Annotated in this window: 16 protein-coding genes; 12 read left to right on the forward strand and 4 right to left on the reverse strand. The window is 46.8% G+C overall.

The genetic code is table 11. From position 1 onward, the window contains the following. Position 1 precedes the first annotated feature (1 nt). From ACFPK9_RS00790 to ACFPK9_RS00800, 3 genes are read left to right on the forward strand one after another with little or no spacing between them, the layout of a single operon-like run. Positions 2-490, forward strand: a complete 489-nt coding sequence (locus ACFPK9_RS00790; protein WP_377092603.1) for a hypothetical protein — start codon at positions 2-4, stop codon at positions 488-490. Positions 491-493: 3 nt separating this feature from the next. Continuing rightward, on the forward strand, positions 494-1,189 hold the full coding sequence (locus ACFPK9_RS00795) for a DUF1573 domain-containing protein (protein WP_377092604.1): 696 nt from the start codon (positions 494-496) through the stop codon (positions 1,187-1,189). Beyond that, positions 1,189-1,656, forward strand: coding sequence for a rhodanese-like domain-containing protein (locus tag ACFPK9_RS00800; protein WP_377092605.1), 468 nt, complete (start codon positions 1,189-1,191; stop codon positions 1,654-1,656). Before ACFPK9_RS00795 ends, ACFPK9_RS00800 begins: the two co-directional genes overlap by 1 nt. Here the strand turns inward: ACFPK9_RS00800 and ACFPK9_RS00805 are convergent. The 3 genes from ACFPK9_RS00805 to dnaG form a co-directional block, all read right to left on the reverse strand. Beyond that, positions 1,646-2,827 carry a PQQ-dependent sugar dehydrogenase gene (locus ACFPK9_RS00805; protein ID WP_377092606.1) on the reverse strand — a complete coding sequence of 394 codons (1,182 nt, stop codon included), beginning with the start codon at positions 2,825-2,827 and terminating at the stop codon, positions 1,646-1,648. The genes ACFPK9_RS00800 and ACFPK9_RS00805 overlap by 11 nt on opposite strands. Before the next feature lie 37 nt (positions 2,828-2,864). Then, positions 2,865-3,488, reverse strand: coding sequence for an RNA polymerase sigma factor (locus ACFPK9_RS00810; protein ID WP_377092607.1), 624 nt, complete (start codon positions 3,486-3,488; stop codon positions 2,865-2,867). A 62-nt stretch (positions 3,489-3,550) separates the two neighbouring features. Then, a complete protein-coding gene (dnaG, locus tag ACFPK9_RS00815) occupies positions 3,551-5,383 on the reverse strand; it encodes a DNA primase (protein ID WP_377092608.1) in 1,833 nt (610 codons plus the stop codon). Positions 5,384-5,546: 163 nt separating this feature from the next. Between dnaG and trxB the strand changes: the two genes are divergently transcribed. The 3 genes from trxB to ACFPK9_RS00830 all read left to right on the forward strand — a co-directional run bounded on the left by trxB (position 5,547) and on the right by ACFPK9_RS00830 (position 9,572). Continuing rightward, the gene (trxB, locus tag ACFPK9_RS00820; RefSeq protein WP_377092609.1) at positions 5,547-6,500 is read left to right on the forward strand and encodes a thioredoxin-disulfide reductase; all 954 of its coding nucleotides are present in this window, start codon (positions 5,547-5,549) and stop codon (positions 6,498-6,500) included. A 120-nt stretch (positions 6,501-6,620) separates the two neighbouring features. Further along, positions 6,621-8,153 (forward strand): YifB family Mg chelatase-like AAA ATPase, encoded by a 1,533-nt coding sequence (locus tag ACFPK9_RS00825; RefSeq protein WP_377092610.1) that lies wholly within the window; start codon positions 6,621-6,623, stop codon positions 8,151-8,153. A gap of 78 nt (positions 8,154-8,231) precedes the next feature. Beyond that, positions 8,232-9,572 (forward strand): ATP-binding protein, encoded by a 1,341-nt coding sequence (locus tag ACFPK9_RS00830; protein ID WP_377092611.1) that lies wholly within the window; start codon positions 8,232-8,234, stop codon positions 9,570-9,572. Positions 9,573-9,591: 19 nt separating this feature from the next. Here the strand turns inward: ACFPK9_RS00830 and ACFPK9_RS00835 are convergent, their stop codons facing one another. After that, positions 9,592-10,092, reverse strand: a complete 501-nt coding sequence (locus ACFPK9_RS00835) for an eCIS core domain-containing protein (protein ID WP_377092612.1) — start codon at positions 10,090-10,092, stop codon at positions 9,592-9,594. Between the two features lie 178 nt (positions 10,093-10,270). Between ACFPK9_RS00835 and ACFPK9_RS00840 the strand changes: the two genes are divergently transcribed. The 6 genes from ACFPK9_RS00840 (at position 10,271) to ACFPK9_RS00865 (ending at position 16,264) form a co-directional block, all read left to right on the forward strand. Then, on the forward strand, positions 10,271-11,491 hold the full coding sequence (locus tag ACFPK9_RS00840) for a glycoside hydrolase family 75 protein (protein ID WP_377092613.1): 1,221 nt from the start codon (positions 10,271-10,273) through the stop codon (positions 11,489-11,491). Between the two features lie 89 nt (positions 11,492-11,580). Continuing rightward, on the forward strand, positions 11,581-12,939 hold the full coding sequence (locus ACFPK9_RS00845; RefSeq protein ID WP_377092614.1) for a glycoside hydrolase family protein: 1,359 nt from the start codon (positions 11,581-11,583) through the stop codon (positions 12,937-12,939). Between the two features lie 56 nt (positions 12,940-12,995). Next, entirely contained in the window at positions 12,996-13,160 is a 165-nt protein-coding gene (locus ACFPK9_RS00850; protein ID WP_377092615.1) for a hypothetical protein, read from the forward strand. Positions 13,161-13,164: 4 nt separating this feature from the next. Continuing rightward, positions 13,165-14,025, forward strand: a complete 861-nt coding sequence (locus ACFPK9_RS00855; RefSeq protein WP_377092616.1) for a hypothetical protein — start codon at positions 13,165-13,167, stop codon at positions 14,023-14,025. Between the two features lie 106 nt (positions 14,026-14,131). Next, positions 14,132-16,093, forward strand: coding sequence for a hypothetical protein (locus ACFPK9_RS00860; protein WP_377092617.1), 1,962 nt, complete (start codon positions 14,132-14,134; stop codon positions 16,091-16,093). A gap of 3 nt (positions 16,094-16,096) precedes the next feature. Continuing rightward, on the forward strand, positions 16,097-16,264 hold the full coding sequence (locus ACFPK9_RS00865) for a hypothetical protein (protein WP_377092618.1): 168 nt from the start codon (positions 16,097-16,099) through the stop codon (positions 16,262-16,264). Positions 16,265-16,269 lie beyond the last annotated feature (5 nt).

Genomic DNA, 16,269 nt, shown 5'->3' on the forward strand with positions numbered 1-16,269 from the left:
TATGAAATTTTTTCTCATTCTCTTTAGTGTTTTTGGTCTTCTCCAGTTTTGCTGGGCGAATGATTTGGGGAAGGAGTCGATCGGGCGGATGGAGGTTCATGTTTACTACGCGACCAATGGAGATCCGGGACTAGCAGGATCTAAAGCGAAGAAAGTAGAAGCGGAAGTGGTGGAACAATTGTCGAGTTTGCGCGATAAAAAATACACAAGTTATCTATTGCTAGGTTCTGATAGGCAGCCAGTGTTTCGTAGTTATGAGAATTGGTTAGCGCCACTTAAGCCATCGGAGGAACTACTGATTAGTTTTGAGCCACGAGGTGCAGCCCAAGGAGAGATGCTGAAGCTCGATTTGGAACTTTGGCAGAGTAAGAAAAAGATTATGAAGGCTGGGCCGACTCTACAGAAAGGGAAGCCGCTCTATATATTTGGGCCGAAATGGCGTGACGGTAGGTTGATTTTATCTATTCAATTAGTGGAACTCATTCAGTAATTTATGCAATATTTGATCTCATCGCTGGCAGTCTCGGTTCTCTGTGTACACAGCCTTTATGCCGAGCTCGTTTTTAGCCAGACAGAGGAAAAGGTCGATGCAGCGGCTGATGCAAAGGAGGTAAATGTTGAGTTTCCTTTTGAGAATAAGGGTGATGAGCCAGTGGTTGTTCAGCGCTTTGATGCACCGTGTAGCTGTATGTATGCTCATTTGGAGGGGGGGAAGAAGCAGCAGGATGGATCGATATTGATAGCTCCTGATGAGAAAGGTGTGTTCAAGGGGCGTTTTGAATTAGGAAATTTTAAAGGGACGGTGGAGAAGAAGATCGTGATCTGGATGGATCAGGATCCAGATGATAAGCCATCTATCTCGCTGAACACTCAGGTAACAATTCCGTATTTAATCGCTGCGTTTCCTCAGTCGTTGATGTGGCAGGTGGGGGAGAACGCTGTGGAGAAAATAATCGAGGTGAAGGTGGATCACACTGAGCCGATCAAAGTGATCAAGCATACGAGCTCTAGTTCGAACTTTAGTTATACGTTTACCATTAAAGAAGAGGGGAAATTATACGAGTTGAAGGTGAAACCGAAGTCGACCGAGAAGGTGACTTTTGCTGCGATTCGTTTAACGACCGATAGTGCGAATCCACGCTATAAGACAGTGCAGACATTTATGACTGTGAAGCCTGAGAAGAAGTGATGCGTTGGGTCTACGAAAGCTTAGCGTTGGTCTTGATTTCGGCTGTGGCTGCAGGGGGGATTTACCTGTTAGTGGGCGCCCCAGACCACTCAGTGCCGTGTGTGCAGGCTGAATTAAAAGCGGATCAGGTGTGTTTAGAAACGGTTATGTCTGAATGGAACGGAGATGTTCTCTGGGTAGATGCTCGGTCTGATAGAGAGTACAGGAAAGGACATTTGCCTGAGGCTCTATTAATTTCTGAAACGGACGCAGAAAATCAGATTGCTGTCCCAGAAACGATGGAGCGCATTGGTATGGCTGGAGTGGAGGGGCGCAAGCTCGTCGTATATTGTGGGACGGACGCCTGTGGCAGCAGTGAGTTAGTGGCTGAAAAGATTAGAACTACTGGCTTTCACTCTGAGGTGTATGTATTGTTTGGCGGATGGAAAGCTGTGATGGCTAGCGGTGTTTCTGTGGTTACTCCGTGATCTGATAGATATTTCCCAAATGTGAGATGAGATAAACCTCTCCTTGTGGGTCTTTTCCGAATGCGCAGAGTTGTTGAATGGGTTTTCCGTTTTGGCTAAAGTCAGCTTGGTGATGTTGGAGATCTTTAAGAGTGTTGATAGCAAGCTCACCACTCCAAATGTGAGGTTTTACATGATCTGCAAAAAGGTAGCGTCCTTTGAGCGATTTGACTGAGCCATTGTAGACGTACCCACCAGTCACGCTGAAGCCGCCGCTGGGTGTGGTGTCATGCTTATATTCGTAGACAGGCATAATCATGTGGCCTTGGTTGGACTTTTCCTCTTTGTCATTTTTGGTTCGCTTCGAGCCTTCATATTGGGGCCATCCGAAGTTTGCTCCAAAAAGTTGTTTACGCTCTACATTGTTGATTTCTTCCAACGCGTTTTGCCCAACATCGGCAATAATGAGTCGGTCGTGATGCCATGAACAGCGCCATGGGTTGCGTAGACCGTAAGACAAGATTTCAGGCCTGATCGACTTGTCTTTGCCGAATGGTTTTAGGAAATCTTTAACATTATTTTTGGAAAAGGGATTGTCCTTCGGGATCGTGTATCCCTTGTTAGGGCTGACATCGATACGCAGGAGTTTTCCTAAAAATGTAGTTAGATCCTGAGCTCGCTTTTTAGGGTCGTTGGCTCGGCCGCCGTCGCCAAGGGCAATATAGAGCATCTTATCAGGACCGAAGCCGATCCAGCCGCCGTTGTGGTTTTTGAAGTCTTGATCCTGTTTTAATAAAATTTCTTCCTGTTCGTGGGCCTTGGTGGGGGAAGCCATGGTGAAGCGGGAGACTCGGGTGTCACCATCTTGGTTGGTATAATAAATGTAGAAGCGTTTATCAGATTGATAATTCGGAGAAAAGGCCAAGCCTAACAGACCTTGTTCATTCATCTTGATCTCGATTTGATCCGAGATGTCTAGAGCTGGTTGTGCTAGGAGAGTTTTGTTTTTCCGGTCGTATACTCGGATGCGTCCTTCTTTTTCGAGTATATATAGATAGTCGTTAGATGCTGCGGGAGCGGTGAGGAAGGTAGGATGTTCTAGGTCTTGAATGAGTAGTTCCGCTTTAGGGGCGGCATTAGACAGAGCCGATGCTATTGTATAAACGGATAAAAGCGTTAGAGGAGTTTTCATGCCTTGCATTATTCTATACGAGAGCAGGCTGAAAAGATTATTCCTCTAAATAGCTCTGAAGTGCAGTTCTTAAATCTGTGCGGGCACGGAAGAGGTGACTTTTTACTGCGGAAACGGAACAACCAATGACGTTTGCGATTTCTTCGTATGGCATGTTTTCGTAACGACGTAGGATGACGGCTAAGCGCTGCTTCTCAGGTAAGCCATTTATCGCTTGGTCCACTGCAACTTGGAGTTCGCTTTGCAGGGTTTCGGCATCTGGCGATTTTGAGGAATCATCAGCAAACTGTTGGAAGCTTTCGTCCTCTCGCTCATCCAGTGAATGGGTCTTTCGACGCGCGCGTTTTTTGCTTTCATTAAAGACCAAGTTACGCGTGATGGTGAAGAGATAGGTGGTAAATTTTGCTTTTTGTTTGTAGCGTTTGGCTGATTTCCAGAGGCGTAGGAAGACTTGTTGTGCAATATCTGGCGCGTCTGATGCATTTCCTAACATTTTGGCAACTGTGCCAATGATCATGTCTTGGTGACGTTCTACGAGCTGCTGAAATGCAGCATGATCACCTTCCTTAACGCGCATCATCAAGGCGACATCGATTGCGTCGTCTGAGTCGTGAGAAGAAGTGTCAGTCATTGTTAGGGCTATGCTCGCAGTATTGGCCATAATGCTATAGGTGGGATGAAACCTAGCATCAATGGATAAGTTGCAAAAAGGTGGAAAAACGTTTAGCGGATGAAGCGCTGACGTAAGTTCTTAAGCAGCGAATTGATTTCTTGAGCTTCAGCAAGAAGGTTGGTGAGTTGTTCCGCGTTTAGGTTTGGTTGCTTTAGAGCTGTTCGGATGGCTGCTTCGCGCTGCTGTAGTTGTTTGCTGATAAGCATGCTGGAGGTTTCTTCTGCGGCTTTAATAGGATTGTCCGGAAGGTTTTCTGCGAAGTTGCGCTGGAGTGCTTTCTGGTCGGCTGGGGGGAGGGTCATGAGAAAGCTCTGAATGGAAGAGGCTTGTGCTGGGTTTGGCTTACGCGAAAGGATTTGGCTAAGGATGTGTCCTCCAGTGGTGACTGAGAGAGGATCGTGGAGGGATTCAATTTGTTCGCAGAGCCAATCTTGGGCTTCTAGAGAGCTGAGAGCAAGGAAGCAAAGATAAGCTACTGTTCCATCCATGGGGGTAGGTTCGATCATTTCTGGGACTACTTCATTTGGGTCGCGATAATTGTTAGGCCTGCTTTCATCAAAGCGTTTTTTCTTGGCAGCTTTGACAATCATAGATCGGAACTCTTGATCGCTAATGCCGAGTCTGGCGGCTACTTTTGAGACGATAGAATCTTGAGCAATTTTGTCTGTGACAGAGACAGCTAAGACCGCGAGGTCGTTGGCTAGTTTGGAGCGATTTCTAATGTCAGAGAGATCTGAGTGTGCAGATTCGTAATCCAATGTGTAGTCAAAGAATTCTTGTGCGTCATGGAGAAGTTTTTTAAAGGCGTCAACTCCGTGGGCTTGGATGAATGAATCGGGATCTTCACCCTGAGGCATGGTGACACAGCGTACGTGGATTTGCTCAGCAGCTAGTACTTTAAATGCTCGGGTCGCGGCCTTGTAACCGGCAGCGTCTGCATCGTAGCAGAGTACGGCATTCTGGGTGTATCGCTTTAGAATTTTTGCATGTTTTTCTGTAGTTCCAGTTCCTAATGCTGCTGCGACATTGGGGATACCTTGTTCTGAGAGGGCAATCACATCAATTTGTCCTTCACAAAGCAGAACAAATTTTTCGGTAGAGATGGCTCTTCGAGCTTTGTCTAATCCGTAGAGAGTTTTTGATTTATCAAATAACTGGGTTTCACGCGTGTTGATGTATTTACCACTTTTTGGGTCATTGATTAGCTGGCGTGCGGAGAAACCGATAATGTCTCCGTAGTCGTTGTGAATGGGGAAAAGAAGGCGATTTTTCCAGTTTACATAAATACCAGATTTTGGGTTATCTGCATATTTAAGGTTACAGATGCCTGAGTCTATTAATTCACGACCCGAGTAGCCATTTTCTTTGGCCCATTGGAGGAAAATCTGGGTGTCCTCTGGCATCCATCCGAGTAGCCAACGCTCTGCAATTTGAGCATTTAAACCACGTTTCTTAAGATAGTCCCGAGCGATCTGTGCTTCTGGAGATTTTCTTACGAGTTGGTGGAAAAACTGAGCGGATTGGTTGTGGAGCTGGACGAGACGAGACTTGGAACGGCGTCGTTTTTCGGCCTGAGGGTCGTAGACATCTTCAATGATGGGGACACCGGCGCGATCCGCTAGTTTTTTGACGGCATCGACGAAAGGGAGGTTTTCGTATTTTTGGACAAAACCGATGGCTGAGCCGCCTTCTCCACAACCGAAGCAGTAGAAGAACTGGCGTGCGGGGTTGACATTGAATGATGGTGTTTTTTCGTTATGAAATGGGCAGTTAGCTTTGAAAGTGCCACCAGCACGCTTGAGGGGAATGTAGCTGGAGATCACATCGACGATGTCGGTCTGATCTAAAATGGCTTGAATGGTTTCCTCTGGAATGCGTCCCACGTGTGCTGTTGTGCACGGGAGTGGGGAACTGATCAATCTCGAAAACGTGCGAGCAGGCGATCTCTATCATTTTGCTTTCTAATAATAGATATGAGCGATCATTTCGGTTGCGGGGATAAAATTCATGGGCATAATCCCGCCAGTTATTACTCACAGATTTTCTATGGAGAACGTTATTATCATCGGAACAGGCCCTGCTGGATACACAGCAGCTATTTACACTGCACGCGCAGACCTCAGCCCTCTCATTCTTACAGGCTCACAACCTGGCGGTCAGCTTACTACCACCACTGATGTGGAGAACTTCCCAGGTTTTCCCGATGGAGTGATGGGACCAGAGCTTATGCAGAAAATGCAGCAACAGGCTGAGAAGTTCGGTGCACGCGTTCAGAACAGCGTAGAAGTGACCAATGTTGAAAAGAATGGCTCAGGTTCTTTTACAGTGCATGCCAAGGAGGTATTCGGTTCTGAAACAATGAGCTGGGAATCCAAAACTGTAATCATTGCATCTGGTGCTTCAGCTCGTTACCTCGGAATAGAGGGCGAAATGGATTTAGTAAAGGGAGGCGCAGGACTCACAGCATGTGCTACCTGTGATGGTGCCTTCTACCGTGATGTTCCCGTGGCGGTTATCGGTGGTGGTGACACTGCTGCTGAAGAAGCGACTTTCCTCACTAAATTTGCAAGTAAAGTCTATCTCGTACACCGTCGCGATGAACTTAGAGCTTCCAAGGTTATGGCGCAACGCGCACTGGATCACCCGAAGATCGAGCCAGTGTGGAATTCTCAAGTCACAGAGTACCTTCTCGATGACAATGGTCGCATTCGTGGAGTTCAATTAGAGAACACAGTGGATGGAACAAATTTAGAACTGGCAGTAGAAGGTGTATTTATGGCGATTGGTCATAACCCTAACAGCAATTTCCTCAGCGATGAGTTGGTGGATAAAGACGAGAGTGGTTACGTTCTTCAAATTCCAGGGAAAACAGCCACGAAGACTCCAGGCCTGTTTGCGGCGGGTGATATTTCAGACACTGTGTATCGCCAAGGAATCACTGCTGCTGGCCAGGGCTGTGCAGCGGCGATTGAAGCTGAACATTACATCGCTGGCCTATAATAGACTAGTTCGATAGGCTCCGAATTTTTTAAAGTGCGGTTACTTAGGTGACCGTGCTTTTTTATTTAGTAGCTGATACAGCCTTGCTAATTGTTAGATGACTGGTGTAGTTTCCTATGCATGCTTGTGCGTTTGTTTTCTGCAGCTTTGAGTGGTGTTGAGTCCACTGAGGTGGAAGTGGAGGTGAATAATGTTCACCGAGAAAAGTTTAGTATGCAGATTGTTGGTCTACCTGATGCAGCTGTACGAGAGAGTTCGCAGAGAGTACTGAGTGCCATCGGTAACAGCGCTCTTAGTTTTGCAAATGGTATTAATACGGTGAATTTAGCTCCAGCTGATTTACGAAAGGAAGGGCCGAGTTTTGATCTTCCCATAGCGCTAGGAATGACTGCATGTGGAATGGAGAAAGATATTCCGTTTTTTGATCAGTACACGATCGTCGGAGAGCTAGGTTTGGATGGAGCAGTTCGTCCGGTGAAAGGAGTGATAGCCATTGCGTTAGAAGCGAGAAGGCGCGGCAGGTCTAGGCTCATCGTTCCAGTAGCTAATGCTGAGGAAGCTGCTGTTGTGGATGGAATAGATGTGTATGGCGTTACTAGTCTCAATGAAGCTTGGCTTCTTGTGTCGGGAGAGTTAGTGGCAAGCCCGATAGAAATTGATAAGCAATCGTTATTTCATAATCAACACGAGGATTCTGCTGATTTATCCGATGTCAAAGGTCAACATCAGGTCAAGCGAGCCTTGGAAGTCGCGGCGGCTGGGAATCATAACTTGCTAATGATTGGGCCACCAGGAACTGGTAAATCTATGATCGCCAAGCGTGTGCCCAGTATCCTTCCTCCTATGGATTTAGATGAAGCGATAGAAACAACTAAGATTCATTCAGTTTCAGGAAATTTAAATGGGGCGTTTAGAGTGGATCGACCCTTTCGAGCACCACATCACACCATTTCAGACGCGGGACTGTTAGGAGGTGGAACGAATCCTGGGCCTGGAGAGATTAGCTTAGCACATAATGGTGTCTTATTTTTAGATGAGCTCCCAGAATTTAAGCGCCAAACCCTAGAAGTACTTAGACAGCCTTTAGAAGATCGAGATGTGTGTATCTCCAGAGCAGCTGGCACTGTAACATTTCCGTGTAATTGTATGTTAGTCGTAGCTCTTAACCCATGTCCTTGTGGTTATTATGGGGATCCGAAACGCGAATGCCGCTGCTCTCCTGTACAGATTGAACGTTATAGAAAAAGGATTAGCGGGCCTTTGTTAGATCGAGTAGATATTCATGTGGAAGTTCCTTTAGTAGAGTATAAAGAGTTACGGGGTAGTAGTACAGGTGAGCAATCAGAAGCCGTACGTAAGAGGGTGGTCGAAGCGAGGAGAATTCAATCGAAACGTTATAAACAGGTTCGAAACGCGCGAACCAATGCAGATATGCCAAGTGGCCTTATTGAGGTGCATTGTCTGCTTGATAATGAGTCTGCAAAGTATTTGGAAATGGCCATGCAAGAGCTAAATTTTTCGGCAAGAGCATACAATCGAATCCTAAAAGTCGCGCGTACCCTTGCTGATCTCGAGATGAAGGAGAATATTGAAATCCATCATATCATGGAATCAGTGCAATATAGGGCTTTAGATCGGAAGCTGCAGTTATAATTTTCCTGTTTTTTGTATATCTTTAAACAGTTTTGTGTTTTTTATATAAAGTTAGTTGCCTACCTATAATGATTTATAATGGATAATAATGCTACAAGGATTTTGGACCACTGTCTTGATTGGCTAAAGGAATGTATTGATACACGAGTGAAGTACTATTTTGAGCTGGTGGAAGATAGTTGTGTGTTGCCGTCATTAGATCTCTCAGGAAATGAAAATTCTGGATTGAGAGAATGGATGAGGAGGTATGAGTTGAATCAGGATGAGTGCTTTATAGTAATGCTGAGCATAGCTCCGATGATTCGTCCTGAGATCTTGGATGTTTTATTTACAGAAAATAAGAACACAGGGAAACGCTATACGGAATTTGGAGGAAGTCCCGAGAATAGTCAATTAGGAGGCTTCGTGCCTACCATTCAGACGGCATTGTTTTTATTGGCTGGGGGAGATTTAGGGCGTCGTCTCGCGGTGATGAGAATTTTTCGACCAACTCACTTCTTGTTCAAAAATAGAATATTGGAAGGACCTGAGAAAGGAGAAGCTGTTATATCGTTACAGACTGCGCTCAAGTTTACTTCGGAAGCATTATATGAGCTTTTATGGCAGGAAGAGTATCATCCAGATTTACGTGCAGACTTTCCAGCGAAGCGTGTGATGACTCGCCTGAGTTGGGATGATTTGGTATTGAGTCCTAGTGTTAAATCACAGGTGATGGAGATACGTACTTGGATGCAGCATGAGGAGAAGATTACTGAGGAATGGGGGATGAAAAAGTTTTTAAAATCTGGTTACAGAGCGCTATTTCATGGGCCTCCTGGGACGGGGAAAACGCTAACAGCTGGATTGATTGGGAATGCCTTAGGTCGTGATGTGTACCGAATCGACTTATCGATGATAGTGAGTAAGTACATTGGCGAGACTGAGAAGAACTTGGCGGGGTTATTTGACCAAGCTGAAAACAAAAACTGGGTTCTTTTTTTTGATGAGGCAGATGCCTTATTTGGTAAAAGGACTCAAACTCAATCATCTAATGACCGATTTGCTAATCAAGAGGTATCGTACTTGCTTCAGCGTGTGGAAGATTTTCCAGGATTAGTAATTTTAGCATCTAACTTTAAGGGGAATATGGATCCTGCGTTTATGCGCCGTTTCCAGTCATTGATTTATTTTCCTGTACCGAAACCTGAACAGCGGCTCAGACTATGGGAAAGTTCTCTAAAACAGTGCCTTAAGATCGCTGACGATGTGGATTTGGAAGCGATCTCCCGACGTTATGAATTAGCTGGTGGAGAGATAGTCAACGTTGTTCGCAGTGTTGCTATTATGGTTGCTGCTCGCTCTGATGTGGAAGTGAGGGCCAAGGATGTCGATGTTGCAGTTCGGAAGGAGTTACAGAAAGATGGTAGGGTGGTTAGCTAGTAATAGAGCTGCTACTTGCTTATGAATGGTTTATTGCTTTGGCGCCCATGATGTCGGCTTCCCGCTCTAGGCTTGGGCTGTCATTGATTACCGCTCCATTGCTGTGGAGTGTCGGTTTCACGCGGTTCTGTTTTTGCTGAACCGTATGCCAAGCCTCATGGGGTAGATGCTTCTCCTGCCCTGGTGCGATATGAATCTGTGTGCCTTGCGCGTAGGCATGCGCATTGAGCTGCGCTGGTTTACTCGAATTATAGTGCACGCGCACGTCCGACATATCGTGCCCAGAGAGTGACTCGATACCTGATTTGAGCTTGTCCGGCATTCCAGTTTGGTTCGGGGCGCTTTGCTTTTGCGCGACGGCTGCTTGAGTAGCTACTGAGCGGTTGTCGGTTAGGGCTTGGAGCTGTGCCGTACGTTGATCAGTGATCCCAAAGTTCTCTAACACTGCAGATGGGTGAGCACTGAGCTGGATTGACTCAGAGGCAGCGGTTCTCGCGTGTTTTTGATAGGGTTCACTCATTAACATCAAGGGCATTATTCAAACTCTTGAAGAATCGTGCAAATACTTTCTAACAAAAACATTGTATTGTTAATTCTATTTATTTGACTTCTGTTAGGTTACTTAGGAGTGTGAAATCTGTTAGATGAGTCTGTTTAGTATATTTCCGAAGAAGCGCCTAGTTCGTTCAGTGATTAAGATGAGTGAGATCATCGTCGACTGGATCGAGGGCTATGTGGTGCTTGAGGAGAAGGCTCTTGCAGCGGTAGGGGGAATTTCTCAGGATGTGGCTAAGCTTGGATCGGAAACTCACAAGGTAGGAGGCGATGTCTCTAGCGAGGCTGGCAAGGTGAGGTCAGAACTACAGAAGGTCACGGGCAAGGTCAGTGCTGCGGAGAGTGCGGTGTCCGACTTCCTTCCAAAGCAGCCCAACAAGGCACTCAACGACGTCACCGAGCTCGCCGATAAGGTCAGCAGCTTTGCTAAGGAGGTGAGTACGAGGGGTTCAGAGAGCGATCAGAAGAGCTGGCCAACAAATGAGTCAACAAGCACTTCAGAACCTACGCAGGCTGCGCCTGAAGCAAAGCAGACTGCAAGTACTGATAGCAATCCCGCAAAAGCGTCTGGGCCTGCGCACCCAGACCTTAGTGCCTCGAAAAAGCATGAGCGAGCCCAGCAACGCCCAGTCAAGGATCCACAGCACCAAGACCTGAGCAGTGACTCCTCGCCAGCCGCAACCCAGAAGTCCGTGCTCACCACCGTGGGTGGCGTCACCGTTTACCAGACCGCACCCTTCGATGCGGTGATCTACCAAAGCGGGCTCAATGTGGATGCCGATGGTTCACCCTTCGCCTATCACCCGAAACCTGACAGCGATAAAGGGCTTGATTATCTCGGGAATGCCGGAACTCCAGGCAACTGGTGGGGGATTGCCACAGAGAATGGCCAAGGCTCTGGTACGCCGGTGATCCAAGGCTCGAACGATCCAGCTCCAGGGTACTATGTTTCGACCACCTCACTCGAGGATCCGAACTACCCGCCTACTAGTCCTCAGGCCTACGTCAATGCCTCTGAAATACCCTTTATTGTCCTGCCATTGCAGCATAACAACTTTGGCGGCGCGATGGGCGACCTGGGCGCTGTGGTAAATCTCGACAATGGCAAGGTAGTCTACGTCATCGCCGCGGATGAAGGCCCACCTAACAGCCTCGGCGAAGGCTCCGTGGCGCTCGCCAAGGCGCTCGGTGTCAATGACAGCCCGAAAGACGGCGGAACCTCTAGCGGCATCGCCTATTGCTTCTTCCCGGGCAGTGGCAACCACCGCCCACAATCGCTAGATGCCATCAACCAAACCGGCGCGCAGCTTTTCAGCAAGTTTGGTGGTGTGGCTAACCTTAAGAAACTCCTCAATGGCAGCTGATACATTTACCCTAAATCATACTCAGAGGAGTTCTAGGGCGCATACACAACGCGGCTAGAATACACATTATCAATCTAACAAAATATATTATGAGCATAACCTCAAACGAAGAAATCACTATCAGTTCGAACTTTTTTATGTGCAACGGCGAGCGCTGGTCACCTAAAGGGGTCTGTTATCAGCCAACGGACGGAGTAGACCCTATTTCTGATACGCAGGAGAATATCAGTGTGATTACAAAATTAGTAGATCCCAGCACTGATTACGGTTTTGTGGCAATGGGAATTAATGCTATTCGCGTGTATCAGGTCGACCCTAGTCAAAGTCATAGCAAGGTGATGAAACTGCTAGCAGATGCAGGGATATACGTGCTGGTGGGATGTGTGAATAGCAGCGTGACAGTTCTCAGTGGGCTGGCGGCTTATAACCAGCGCTTGCAGGCGATAGCCGATGAGTTTTGCCAGTACTCCAATGTGATGGGATTTAGCATCGGCAACGAGACGATTGGTTCAGCCGGGCAGCTTCCGGGTTACGGGGTGCCGAATAGAATTCGTGCTGGAGCCAAAGCTCTGAAAGCCTATATGGCCAGCCAGAACTATAGAGCAGTTCCTGTATCAGCCGCATTGCGTGACGACCCTCAATATACTATTCCTGCCGCCTTGGCCTACATGTGTGGTGATGCCAGTGAACGCCTCGACTTTGTAGGGTATAACTGTGAGCGCTGGGCTGGCGGTCCGACATCCGCTAAAGTCGATGCGTATTATAAGCTTGCTCAGGCATTTGTTGGAAAGAACCCTGTGCCGATAGTGTTTACTGAATTTGGTTCAAATCCTGTTGATTTTAATCCCAGAGACTGGGACCAAGTGCCTTACCTCTATGGGGTGAAAGAGGTGAAGCCAACATCAGGTTCTGGAAGCATGAACATGGCGGATGTTGTTTCCGGTGGCTTTGCTTTTCGTTATTACAATAGAACGGCTGGATGGGGGATGCTCAAACCTGATGGTACGCTGATATCAGGGAGTGGTGGTGATAAGCTGGGGCCAGCCTATAAGGCTGTCACCTCACTTACTGGTACAGCAAATAGTTTAGGTACGGTAGCCTGTGACCCAACAAATCCCTATGTAATCGGTTGGGGACCCACTATTTCAGTGAACGTGAGCAATGCGATATCTCCCGCGACACAGGTGGCGTGGAGCTTCACGACTGATGCGACCATTTTAGATAGTACCGTTTGGCATACGCTCTTGACGATGGATCCAGGCGATCCAGTGACAAGCGTGCAAGTACCGACCAAAGCAACCTTTGTAAGTCTCTCATATCAAGATACCGCAGATCCTACTCAGTGGTATGGAGGTTGCAGCATTTCGATGTCGTCCATCTCAGCTGGCTCAACGATACAAGGTGAATGGGTCGCACCGAATGGCACTGGTACCTGTAGTATTGGTTAGGTGATTGATGATGGATAGATGTATACCTGTTTATACTTAGATATTTGATGCTGAATATGTTTCATGTAAATCGTACTGCCTCCTTCGGCGTTGCCAATTGCTTCTTCCCCAGCAGCAAGCATCGCCGGCAATCGCTCGATGCCATCAAGCAAACCGGCGCGCAACTCTTCAGCAAGTTTGGTGGAGTAGAGAATTTGAAGAAACTTTTAGCTGAGGTATAGTGGCATGCATGAGAAGTTAGAGAAGAATCAAAGTAACCAATATTCCCCTTCGGTGACTCAGCTGAAGGGGCTTGGAAGGCCGATTTTTATCAATAATCGCTCCACATCTGTCACCCAGCAAAAACTACAAGATGTATCAAACCGTCAAGTGATTCAGCAAAAAGCATTAGCTAAAAAAAAGCTAAATGTTGTGGGGGAATCTCATCCAGAATCTAAACCGCGCAGGGCAAAAGAGGAAGCATATACAAAGGCGATGTTAGGAAAAGATGCGATATACAAAACCGAGAGTCAGTTTAGGACGAGCGCCTGGGCATTTCAAGATGACCGATATGGAGATCCTATGCTACTGCGAGCGGAGATGCTGCTAGCCATGATCAAAGATCATGGCATTTCCAAGCTTGAGGATTCGAAGTGGGATGGACAAAAAAATGAAATGATCTCAATCCTCGATGAGGCTGCGCGGGCATTATTCTATGCATTACACGAGACAGCCGAACAAAAGCAGGCAATGAAGGCTGAGACTGCATACGAGGCGCTTAAGAAATTAGCCAAAGAGATCCCAACTCATGACTTAGGGTATTTCATTACTGAATTTCATAAAGTAACCAAACTTTATGCAAAAGACGTGTTAGGGAAAAGTGACATTAGATCTGAAGCTACGGTGAATGAGTTGAGATCTTCAGCAATGCAGGGTGCGGCTGCAGACAATGCAGACAGGTGGACTGGTGAGCAAATGGGTGTTTGGAAAGTGGGCAATGACCATATTTCCGAAATTAAAGCTGAGAAGAAAAACAATAAATACGAATTGATGGGTAAAAGTGAATTCAACGATGACTTTCTCCCATGGTTGGCTAAAAATCCATAATTGATGCGTTTGTTTAGCATGGAATTTGAATGCACTTTGAGAGGATGAATATGACGGATGATCTAGTATGGCGAATGGCGGTAGGAGAAAATAAGAAACGAGACAGATGTACGACCGAGTAGCGAAGCAATCAGATAATAAAAAGGGAGCGATCCTAGGACCAATTGCTCAGAAAAAGCCTGATGGTAATCAGAGTCTTGTTTTTTTGGATAATCGGCCAGAAGCTGTTGTCCAAAGCAAGTTGCCAGCCTCGCCTTCTGTCTTAGCTCCGATTCAACAAGTCTCCCAATGCCAAGCTATAATTAACAATCGGTCATCGCAACAAATTGCGGATCAAATCAATCCAGTCTCTGGTCATGGCGAGACATTGCAGCTGAAAGGCACTCATCTACTCACAGCCACGGCGATGAAGAGTCGAGCAAGTGCCAATTTGTTTACAAGTGATGAGTACGATAGGGTCTTGAATGAGACCATTGCTTACTATTCTGCAGGTCAAACTCCCAATAATAACTATGGAATGCAGTTGCGTCGCCTCGGCATGATTCGCTCCGCAATCCAAGCATGGGAAGCAACAAATGGGGCGCTGAATCAAGCGATTGAGAAAGGCTTTTTTGGGCATTCCTCCACTGACAAACGTCGACTAGTATTGAGAGATCTGCTTGCTTCTATTCCAGTGGAAGAGGTTCTCGTTAAGCAACAAGGGAAACAATCCGCAAATCAAGAGCAAGCAGCTGATCGACAATTTCTGAAGAGTTCCATAGAGGCTGGTGAGAAATCATTAGATACAAGGCTACGGAATTCATGTGAGTGGATTCAGACGACAAATAAAACAAAAATTTACCCGGTAACCTCGACTGGTGATTCCTATGAACGACTGCATTTGGCTGCTATGAATCCATCTCGTGATCGAGCCTTCTTCCCAGCAGCTATGGCGGGGGCTGCTGGAGACATCAAGAGTCCAGCAGTGAGTTACAATTCGCATGACCTGACAAATCAAACCAATGTGACACTCAAAGCTGGGGGGGCTCGCACGGGAGGGTGGCAGACGGACGGTCATGTAGCGATCACGAACGTCAGGCTGAAGTCTCAAAAAGAAGTGCAAGAAGTACTTGTCCATGAAGTCCAACACGACGCTGACAAGCACAATGGTAGAGACAACTACAGGCCGTATCGGGATGCGGGGGAAGTCCTCGATGCCACTGGCAGTGTATTGGAACATAACGGTTCCATGAGCCACCCTGATATCCATATGACGCAGCATGGTATCGATTGGGCAGCATACGGAATTACAGTCTTACCTAACGGGAAACCTAGGCAATCAACGACAGAAGATATGCAAAGGTTACAGCAGATGAGCCAAAGAATAAGGCCAGCAAAACAGGGCATAGTATTAGCAAAAGAGAAGTTGCTTGCTTCTCAGGCAGAAAGAGATCTTGAGCGTTATAAAACTGAGTATAGAGCCTACTCTTACCAAGAAGGTGCTGGTGGTGGGACCTACTCTGCATTGAGTAATTCTCATCAAAATCAAGTGTTTGAAGGAAAGCACTTTTCTCCCAGACAGCTTGCCATCTTCAAGCACATTTACGCAGAATACCCCCACACAGAGAGCAATTGGGATCGCAATCCCATGTTGGCGGATGGAGTCACAAGCTTTCGTGATGCAGTGGCGCATTATTGGAATCCCGACACTGAGGGGTTTAATAAGTTAAATTCGTTAAGAATTGATGATGTCTATAACGCATTAGATGGGATCGGGGTCAAAGCAGTTCCTACCCAGATTGAGACCTATCATGGTGTAGATGCAGCACCAGTGGAGGCGGGCAATAAAGTAGCGGATAAAGAAGACCCCAGCGTGGTGAATCTACTGAAGTTGATCCACAAGCTTCGTGTGAGTGAATGTGAGTATATCCTCAACCAATCTCATACTTGGCCTGATAAACTGAGTCGACATCTAGCTGGTGAGGCTCGCATCGCTGTTGACTCAGCAATGCATGGGAAAATTGCATATGATCAACGCATGAAACATGACGCACACAAAGCAAGGACAATCAATTTCTGGGGCAAGTGAATCATGAAAACCCAGAATATCACAAGTATTCACGCTGTGGATAAAGAGATGGTACTGCAGCTGATTGCGGCTAGTATCGAAGCCTGTAATGCCTTTGACCGTGAGAACCCACGCGTCTGTCAGATCGATAAAATCACGCCGCCAGCAGGCTCCGAGTATGTGGATTACTGAGTCCC

It is taken from the genome of Rubritalea spongiae, from assembly GCF_042652385.1.
Taxonomy (GTDB): Bacteria; Verrucomicrobiota; Verrucomicrobiia; order Verrucomicrobiales; family Akkermansiaceae; genus Rubritalea; species Rubritalea spongiae.

Excerpts from the sequence above, each read along its gene's own strand:
- ACFPK9_RS00800 (WP_377092605.1), top strand. The coding sequence starts at position 1,189 with ATGCGTTGGGTCTACGAAAGCTTAGCGTTGGTCTTGATTTCGGCTGTG.
- ACFPK9_RS00845 (WP_377092614.1), top strand. The coding sequence starts at position 11,581 with ATGAGCATAACCTCAAACGAAGAAATCACTATCAGTTCGAACTTTTTT.
- ACFPK9_RS00850 (WP_377092615.1), top strand. The coding sequence starts at position 12,996 with ATGTTTCATGTAAATCGTACTGCCTCCTTCGGCGTTGCCAATTGCTTC.
- ACFPK9_RS00855 (WP_377092616.1), top strand. The coding sequence starts at position 13,165 with ATGCATGAGAAGTTAGAGAAGAATCAAAGTAACCAATATTCCCCTTCG.
- ACFPK9_RS00810 (WP_377092607.1), bottom strand. The coding sequence starts at position 3,488 with ATGGCCAATACTGCGAGCATAGCCCTAACAATGACTGACACTTCTTCT.
- ACFPK9_RS00805 (WP_377092606.1), bottom strand. The coding sequence starts at position 2,827 with ATGAAAACTCCTCTAACGCTTTTATCCGTTTATACAATAGCATCGGCT.
- ACFPK9_RS00835 (WP_377092612.1), bottom strand. The coding sequence starts at position 10,092 with ATGAGTGAACCCTATCAAAAACACGCGAGAACCGCTGCCTCTGAGTCA.
- ACFPK9_RS00865 (WP_377092618.1), top strand. The coding sequence starts at position 16,097 with ATGAAAACCCAGAATATCACAAGTATTCACGCTGTGGATAAAGAGATG.
- ACFPK9_RS00790 (WP_377092603.1), top strand. The coding sequence starts at position 2 with ATGAAATTTTTTCTCATTCTCTTTAGTGTTTTTGGTCTTCTCCAGTTT.
- ACFPK9_RS00825 (WP_377092610.1), top strand. The coding sequence starts at position 6,621 with ATGCTTGTGCGTTTGTTTTCTGCAGCTTTGAGTGGTGTTGAGTCCACT.
- ACFPK9_RS00795 (WP_377092604.1), top strand. The coding sequence starts at position 494 with ATGCAATATTTGATCTCATCGCTGGCAGTCTCGGTTCTCTGTGTACAC.
- ACFPK9_RS00840 (WP_377092613.1), top strand. The coding sequence starts at position 10,271 with ATGAGTGAGATCATCGTCGACTGGATCGAGGGCTATGTGGTGCTTGAG.
- ACFPK9_RS00830 (WP_377092611.1), top strand. The coding sequence starts at position 8,232 with ATGGATAATAATGCTACAAGGATTTTGGACCACTGTCTTGATTGGCTA.
- ACFPK9_RS00860 (WP_377092617.1), top strand. The coding sequence starts at position 14,132 with ATGTACGACCGAGTAGCGAAGCAATCAGATAATAAAAAGGGAGCGATC.
- trxB (WP_377092609.1), top strand. The coding sequence starts at position 5,547 with ATGGAGAACGTTATTATCATCGGAACAGGCCCTGCTGGATACACAGCA.